We start from the raw sequence: 6,749 nt of genomic DNA on the forward strand, positions 1-6,749 counted from the left end.
GCGGCCGCCATCGCCAACAGGTAGCCGTCGACGATCCATTGCTGCAGCACCAGGCCACCCCCGAGGTCGTGCTCGGTGGCCGGCAAGGCCAGGTTGATCACCGTCGAGTCGAGGAACGCGACCATCGACACCGTGACCGCGACCACCATGGCACGTCTGGTCGGCGCCGCGTCGCGCAACCTCATTGCGGGGTCACCATCGGTCGAAATGCAGCACGTCGTCCAGCGGAATCCGCTTGGCGGGGCGGAAGGTCGTGCCGGTGTAGTAGGCGGTGGGGACGGTCGTGGCGTGATAGACGTTGTCCGGCAGGCCGAGGATGGCCCGCATCTCGTCGTCGGCCATGATGGTCACCCCGGTCCACGTGGTTCCCAAGCCCCGAGAGCGCGCGGCCAGCATGTAACTCCACGTGGCGGGCATGACCGAACTCCAATACTGGTTGGCGTTTTCGCCGGTCAACCTGCCGTCGCCGTCGATGACCGCGACGCACGGAATCATTAAAACCGGGACCTCGCTGAAATGCTCGGCCAGATACGCCGCACTGTCGGACACCTTGCGCTGCTCCCGATTGCGCGCGGGGTCCTCCTTGAACCGATCGGCGACCGCGTACGGCGACGCGGCGATCAGGTCCCAGGTGCGGCGGTACACATCGGCGATCGCACGACGCTGTTGGGCGTCGGTGACCACGATGAAGCTCCAGTTCTGCACGTTGGCCGACGTCGGTGCTTGCACCGCGATCTCCAGGCATTCCCGGATCAGGCCGATGGGAACGGGTTTGGTCAGGTCGAGGCGTCTGCGCACCGAGCGGGTCGTGGTCAGCAGTTCGTCGGTGGATAGCTGGAGTTTCGCGTAATCGCTCATGCCGGCAGGACGGCGATGACTTCGACTTCCACCCGGATGTCGGGCCATACCAGCCCGTCGATGATGCTGAACATGCCGCCGGGTCGGTGGCGGATGAACTCTTTGCTCACCGCCAGGTAGGCGGACGCGTTGTCACGGCTGGTGACCCATTGGCGCATGTAGACAATGTCGGTGAGTTCGGCACCGGCCTTGCGGAGCGCGGTTTCGACATTGGTCCAGCATTGACGCGCCTCCTCGGTGAAGTCGTCGGGCAACGTGCCGTCTTCGCGTACCCCGGGTGTTCCGGAGACGAAAATTGTTGTGCCACCGCCGGATACGGTGACCGCGTCGGCGTAGTGCCCGATGTGATCGGCCACTCCGGTGTGGATGGGGGTAATGGTGGTCATCTGCAGACTCCTTCTGTGGTGTGAGGTTTGCGGCTAACTTGGTGAGTTCGTTTGCGTGATCACTACTCCGCTGGGCTCGTGGCCCGCGACGACGTGCGCGAGGGCGGCGGCGGCCTGATCGAGGCCGCAGGAACGCGGGGTCGGCATGCTCAATCGACCGGAGGCGAGTAGCGCGGTGAGGCGGCCGAGTTGGGCCCCGTCGGAGCGGACGTAAACCGCTGTCACGCTGATCCCCCGGGTCGATGCGGGTGGATCGGGGGTGATGGTGGCCAGCCGGCCGCCGTCGGCAAGCGCGGTCATCGCCGCGGCAGCACCGCCTGGGGCCGCGTTGGCGACGGCGTCGATGGAGTCCTTGGCCAACGCACGTGCGTGTCGGGGCCAGAGCGGATCGCGGTAGTCGATGACTTCGCGGGCGCCATGGCCGCGGACCCGGTCGGCGCTGCGCGGGCCGGCGGTCGCGAGCACCTCGGCCCCGCGCAGGGCGGCCAGCTGGACGATCAGCCCACCGGTGATTCCGCCCGCGCCATGAACGAGCAACGTTTCTCCACCGCGCAGTGCCAACGCCTCGGCAACCACCTGCTCGGCGGTCAAGGCCGGCACCGGAAAGATCGCTGCGATCTCCCACGGAACCTCGGGCGGTTTGTGGGCGAGCGACCCGGCGGGTGCGATCAGCAACGGCGCCCACGTGCCTTGGTCGCGTAGCGGCACGGGGTGGCACAGCACCTCTTGATCTACGCTGAATCCGCTCGAGTGGCCACCGACGGCCTTGATGATCCCGGCGGCCTCGACGCCGAGCGCCAGCGGCGGCGGTGTTCCGACGTCCCAGCCGCCATAGCGAATGACGTTGTCCCAGTTGCCGACGCCGGCACTTCGAATGTCGACAAGAGCCTCGTCGGCCGCCAACGGTCGCGGGTCGTCCGCTTCGAACGTCACCACGTCGCCGCCGAGCGTACGGACCCCCGCTACCAGCATGGTCACAGTCGCACGACCGGCCACTCGTAGGTCATTGCCGTTCCTCTCAGGGATTCGCTCACGCGCTCTTCTGCGCTTGCCGCGCCTCGTTCTCCAGTAACGGGCCGAGCTCGGATTCTTGGGTCAGTAGCGGATCCCAAACCTGGTTGACCGTCGGATGTGGTGCGACGGCATGGCGTAGCAGACTGACCGGGACCTCCGCGAGGATGGCCAGTGTGGCTGCTTGAACCAGTTCGGAGAACTGCGGGCCCACGAATGTCGCGCCGAGAAGTGTGTTGGTCTCGGCGTCGATCACCAATTTTGCCCATCCTTGGAAGCCGTCCCGGTACAGGGCAAGAAACGACACCGCGCCGGGGTAACGGGCAGCCCGCGTCCGAACCGCGAACCCTTCTGCCCGGGCCTGACTTTCGGTGCGCCCCACCCAGGCCACTTGAGGTTCGGTGTAGATAACCTGCGCCACATTGCCGGCATCACGGGCGATCAACTCGTTGTCGGATAGTTCACGTCCCGCGGCGCGGGCCGCGATGATGTCGGCCACGACCCGGCCGTGGTAGGTGGAGATATGAGACAGCCGGGCACGCCCGGTGGTATCCCCGAGGGCGTAGAGCCAACCGCCCGAGACGCCGACCGCCTGGAGATGGTCGTTCACTGTGACGAAGCCGCCGCTTGGCAGGCCAAGGGATTCCAGTCCGATGGTGTCGGTGTTGGTGCGGCGTCCCGCGGCCAGGACGATTTCGTCTACCTCGATGGTCTGGTCGTGGAAAGTTGCCGTGACGCAGCCGCCCGGCACGGTCCGGCATACCGCCGACAACTCCGTCTCGAAGTGAATCGTCACGCCTTTGCTTCGCAGCGATTGCGTGACCAGCTCTCGAGCTTCGGGTTCGCAGTTGGCTAGCAGAGTGTTCTCACGCACCAGAAGCGTTACCGCTGAGCCTAACCCGCTCAGGATGGTCGCGAACTCGACAGCGACGGGGCCGCCACCCACCAGCAGCGCGCGAGGCGGCACCCGCGTCATGGTCGTCAGGTCCCGATTGGTCCACGGGCGTGCCTGCGCCAGCCCAGGTATCTCCGGCACGTTGGGACGAGTGCCGGTGGCCAGCACGACCGCGTGACGTGCGGTCAAGACGGCTTCGGTGGTGTCTCCCAGGGTGTAGGCCACCCGCACTGTTCGTTGGCCGCTCAACCGGGCGAACCCGTGAAACACCGCAACACCGGCTTGCCGCAGCGACTCTATTCGGTCTTGGTCCGACAGGTTCTCGACGATCGCGTCGCGCTTCTTGAAGACGGCCGCAACGTCCAACCTGCGGTCCGAAATCGCCTCTCGCACACCGGGAACCGCCTTTGCGAGGTTGAACACCTCGATCGGGCGGAGTAACGTTTTGCTTGGGTTGCAACCCCAGTAATGACATTCTCCGCCGACCAGACGATCCTCGACGAGCGCTACCGAAAGGCCCACGGATGCAAGCTTGCGCACGGCGGCCACACCGCCCACTCCGCCACCGATGACGATCACGTCGAAGTCTTTACTGGCTTTCATCTGCCCTCTTTTCCAAACCGACTCGATGGATTAGCCGTCGTGCGACGGTTTCGAGCGCCCGGAGTGAACGATGTCTCATCTTCAGGCGTTGTCGTTGGTGGTGAGCGGGCCGTCTCCGGTATCGAGCAGGAAAACCGCCAGTAATTCGGCGGGTTCGGTGGTGCTGGCGTTTTCGCTGATCGTGTGGTGCGCGCCAGGGGCTTCACTCCACGTCTCACCGGCGTGGTAGACGCGTGCCGGCTCACCTTCCACCTGACTGCGGATCGCTCCGGAGATCACGTACGCCATGATGAACGCCGATTTGGCGTGGTGGTGGGCTTCGCTTTTACCGCCGGGCGGATAGCTGACGGCCACCGCTTCCAGCGATTTACCGGGAACATTGGTGGGTTGGCTGAAAACTGGTCGGATCACGGGGTTTTGATCCGAATTCTCCGGCACCGGCGCGGCATCGCTTGCGGGCGCGAGCATTACCGCAACCACCAGTGCGGCTAGTGCTATTTTCATGGCCATTTCGGCTGCCTTCGTTTTCAGTCTTCGGCGACGCGCAGGATCGTCTTGCCCGGGACGCGCTTCGCGGGAGCGAATGCGGCGGCTGCTTCGGCAAGTGGCAGCACTGCACCGACCACCGGCCGAAGGCGTCCATCGCGCACTCGCGCGGCGAGGGCGGCGAGCTGGGCGCGATCGGCCTCGACAAGGAAGAAAATTGCCCTTCCGTCTTGCGGCTGCGTCTTCGGCGGCTCAGCAATGGTGACGAGCGTTCCGCCGGCGCGCACCAGAGCGGCCGATCGGGCGAGAACCTCTCCGCCGATCACGTCGAACACCACGTCGACTTCGCCTGCATCTTCGAGCTTTTCGGTCTCCAGGTCGAGGAAGGCGTGGACGCCGAGCTCCGTCGCCCGGTCCCGGTCCGCGGTCCGGCCGGTACCGATGACGCGCGCACCGATCTCGCGAGCGAGCTGCACCGCGATCGACCCCACCCCGCCGGCGGCGCCGTGGATCAGAACCGTCTGCCCGGCGGCGAGGCGGCCGTGGTCGAACAAACCCTGCCAGGCGGCCAATCCCGAGATCGGCAGCGCCGCGGCCACAGTATGGTCGATGTCCATCGGCAGCGGTGCGAGATTACGGGCTTCCACGGCGGCGTACTCCGCCAGCGAGCCGTTGCGGGCCCAGTCGGCAAGGCCGAACACCCGCTGTCCAACGGTTAAAAGTGTGGTGCCGTAGCCCAATTCAACCACCACGCCCGACAGCTCGTGGCCGGGCACGCTCGGCGTCCGGTCGTGACCCGAGCGGTCGATCCACGTGTGCGGCCAGTCGAGCTCCCCCGGGGTGAAACCGGCGGCGTGGACCCGCACAACGACATCGTTGTCGGCCGCCTGAGGGTAAGGCAGGTCCGTCAGTGACAGACCAGCGGTACCGGCGTCACGATCTGAAACAGTTATGGCTCGCATTACATGTCCTTCCTGATGTGGGTTGTTGTCGTCGGGTCAGCCGCGGGCTGCGGTTGTACGCTGACGAGCTCGAGGCCGAGATCACGGACCCGGTCCAGGAGTCCGTAAAGCTGTGACTGGTCGCGGATTTCGCCGGTGAACACGGTTTCGGTCGTACCGGCCTCGAGGCGCATCCCTTCGAATGCGAACCCGAGCCGCTCGGTCACGCGGCCTTGAATGCACATCCGGTACGTGGTCGGCTGCATTTGCCCTCCGCTCGCCAGCTGCTGAGTCAGCATTCACCGGCGCGGGGTGAGTCGTCATCACCCGGCGAGCTAATTCACCCGGGTGAGCACAGCAGGCATCGCTGGGCGGATGGGCACGCATCAGGGCCCGCGGTGGTTATCCGGCGGATGCTGCGTCACGGTGATGGTGATCGTGGGCCGGCCCTGAGTGGGAGCACCGCGGATGCCGCGCACGGCCATACCCGCCAAAAGCATTTCGTTGAGCAGATTTTCCGGGTTCGCTGCCAGGACCGTCGGGGCAACACCGGGGAGGGTGTTCGGCCACGCTGCCGCGGCACGTCTGATCGGCGGGAGAGCTGCGGACCAGCTCGGGGGCACCGACAGCGCACCGACTGAGGAGGCTCGACTCAAACCCGCCGACGACTCAGGCGCCGTACCGCCGCCTGCCTCCAGGTCTTCCGAGCCCGATGACGCTATTGTGCCCGGTCCGGAGCCTGCCCGAGCCGCCCCCAACCGTTGCAGTATGGCGTCCATCTTGCTGGCACCGTCTGGGTCGTAGTGCACCGCATACCCCAAGCCCGCGTACGACCCGGCCATGCCCGTCGACGTGATGCCCGTCGACGCCGAAGCAACGGCCAGGTTCACCGGGCTCAATAAGCTCAGCAGTTGCGAGAACGATGGCAGTGATGCCGCGGCGGCCGGCAAGGGCACCGCAAGTCCCTGAATCGCATTGGGTACTACGGCGATCAGCTGCGATCCGGTCGACATGACGGTCTGGTTCGCTTCGCCGGCCGGCGTGGCGCTGGCGTGGGCAACCGCAACAACCTGGCCGGCGACCCCGGCTGGATTTGTGGTAGGCGGGGGCGGGGTGAATGGCGGTACCGCCGAAGCGGCAGCGGATGCGCCGGCATACTCGTACATCGCGCCGGCATCCTGGGCCCACATTTCGGCGTACTCGGCTTCGGTGGTAGCGATCGCCGGGGTGTTTTGACCGAGGATGTTTGTCGCGATCAGCAACATCAGCCGCGCGCGATTGGCTGCGACCACGGGTGGGGGCACGGTCATCGCAAATGCGGCCTCGTAGGCGGCTGCGGCGGCCCTGGCCTGGGTGGCGGCCTGCTCGCACAGCGCAGCAGTCGTCGTCAGCCACCAGGCATAGGGTGCGGCGGCGGCCTCCATCGCCACCGACGCGGCACCCAGCCATGCCGCGGTGGTCAGGTCCGAGATCACCGACCCATAGGCTGCGGCCGTCGCATGCATGTCGGCGGCCAGCCCGTCCCAGGCTGCCGAGGCGGCCAGCATCGACCCGCAGCCGGGCCCGGAA

8 protein-coding genes and 1 pseudogene are annotated in these 6,749 nt (G+C 66.3%); all 9 read right to left on the reverse strand.

The window, feature by feature from the left end; all coding sequences use genetic code 11:
- A pseudogene (locus A5646_RS22910) lies at positions 1-185 on the reverse strand (MFS transporter); the annotation flags it as partial.
- Between the two features lie 7 nt (positions 186-192).
- Entirely contained in the window at positions 193-858 is a 666-nt protein-coding gene (locus A5646_RS22915) for a nitroreductase family protein (protein WP_066865051.1), read from the reverse strand.
- A complete protein-coding gene (locus A5646_RS22920) occupies positions 855-1,244 on the reverse strand; it encodes a RidA family protein (protein ID WP_066865053.1) in 390 nt (129 codons plus the stop codon). Before A5646_RS22920 ends, A5646_RS22915 begins: the two co-directional genes overlap by 4 nt.
- A gap of 33 nt (positions 1,245-1,277) precedes the next feature.
- On the reverse strand, positions 1,278-2,216 hold the full coding sequence (locus A5646_RS22925; protein WP_231998461.1) for an NADP-dependent oxidoreductase: 939 nt from the start codon (positions 2,214-2,216) through the stop codon (positions 1,278-1,280).
- Between the two features lie 58 nt (positions 2,217-2,274).
- On the reverse strand, positions 2,275-3,753 hold the full coding sequence (locus A5646_RS22930) for an NAD(P)/FAD-dependent oxidoreductase (protein WP_067024417.1): 1,479 nt from the start codon (positions 3,751-3,753) through the stop codon (positions 2,275-2,277).
- An 81-nt stretch (positions 3,754-3,834) separates the two neighbouring features.
- Positions 3,835-4,263: a cupin domain-containing protein gene (locus A5646_RS22935; RefSeq protein WP_066865062.1), complete on the reverse strand. Its 429-nt coding sequence runs from the start codon at positions 4,261-4,263 to the stop codon at positions 3,835-3,837.
- 17 nt (positions 4,264-4,280) lie between these two features.
- Positions 4,281-5,201, reverse strand: a complete 921-nt coding sequence (locus A5646_RS22940) for an NADP-dependent oxidoreductase (RefSeq protein WP_066865066.1) — start codon at positions 5,199-5,201, stop codon at positions 4,281-4,283.
- Positions 5,201-5,446 carry a hypothetical protein gene (locus A5646_RS22945; RefSeq protein ID WP_156748961.1) on the reverse strand — a complete coding sequence of 82 codons (246 nt, stop codon included), beginning with the start codon at positions 5,444-5,446 and terminating at the stop codon, positions 5,201-5,203. Before A5646_RS22945 ends, A5646_RS22940 begins: the two co-directional genes overlap by 1 nt.
- A gap of 120 nt (positions 5,447-5,566) precedes the next feature.
- The coding region (locus A5646_RS22950; protein WP_067024420.1) for a PPE family protein at positions 5,567-6,749 on the reverse strand (1,183 nt) is incomplete at its 5' end.

Origin of the sequence: Mycobacterium sp. 1245499.0 (assembly GCF_001673615.1) — a bacterium.
Classification (GTDB): domain Bacteria; phylum Actinomycetota; class Actinomycetes; order Mycobacteriales; family Mycobacteriaceae; genus Mycobacterium; species Mycobacterium europaeum_A.

Coding starts and splice junctions, on each gene's coding strand:
- A5646_RS22940 (WP_066865066.1), bottom strand. CDS start 5,201: ATGCGAGCCATAACTGTTTCAGATCGTGACGCCGGTACCGCTGGTCTG.
- A5646_RS22915 (WP_066865051.1), bottom strand. CDS start 858: ATGAGCGATTACGCGAAACTCCAGCTATCCACCGACGAACTGCTGACC.
- A5646_RS22930 (WP_067024417.1), bottom strand. CDS start 3,753: ATGAAAGCCAGTAAAGACTTCGACGTGATCGTCATCGGTGGCGGAGTG.
- A5646_RS22945 (WP_156748961.1), bottom strand. CDS start 5,446: ATGCAGCCGACCACGTACCGGATGTGCATTCAAGGCCGCGTGACCGAG.
- A5646_RS22935 (WP_066865062.1), bottom strand. CDS start 4,263: ATGGCCATGAAAATAGCACTAGCCGCACTGGTGGTTGCGGTAATGCTC.
- A5646_RS22920 (WP_066865053.1), bottom strand. CDS start 1,244: ATGACCACCATTACCCCCATCCACACCGGAGTGGCCGATCACATCGGG.
- A5646_RS22925 (WP_231998461.1), bottom strand. CDS start 2,216: ATGCTGGTAGCGGGGGTCCGTACGCTCGGCGGCGACGTGGTGACGTTC.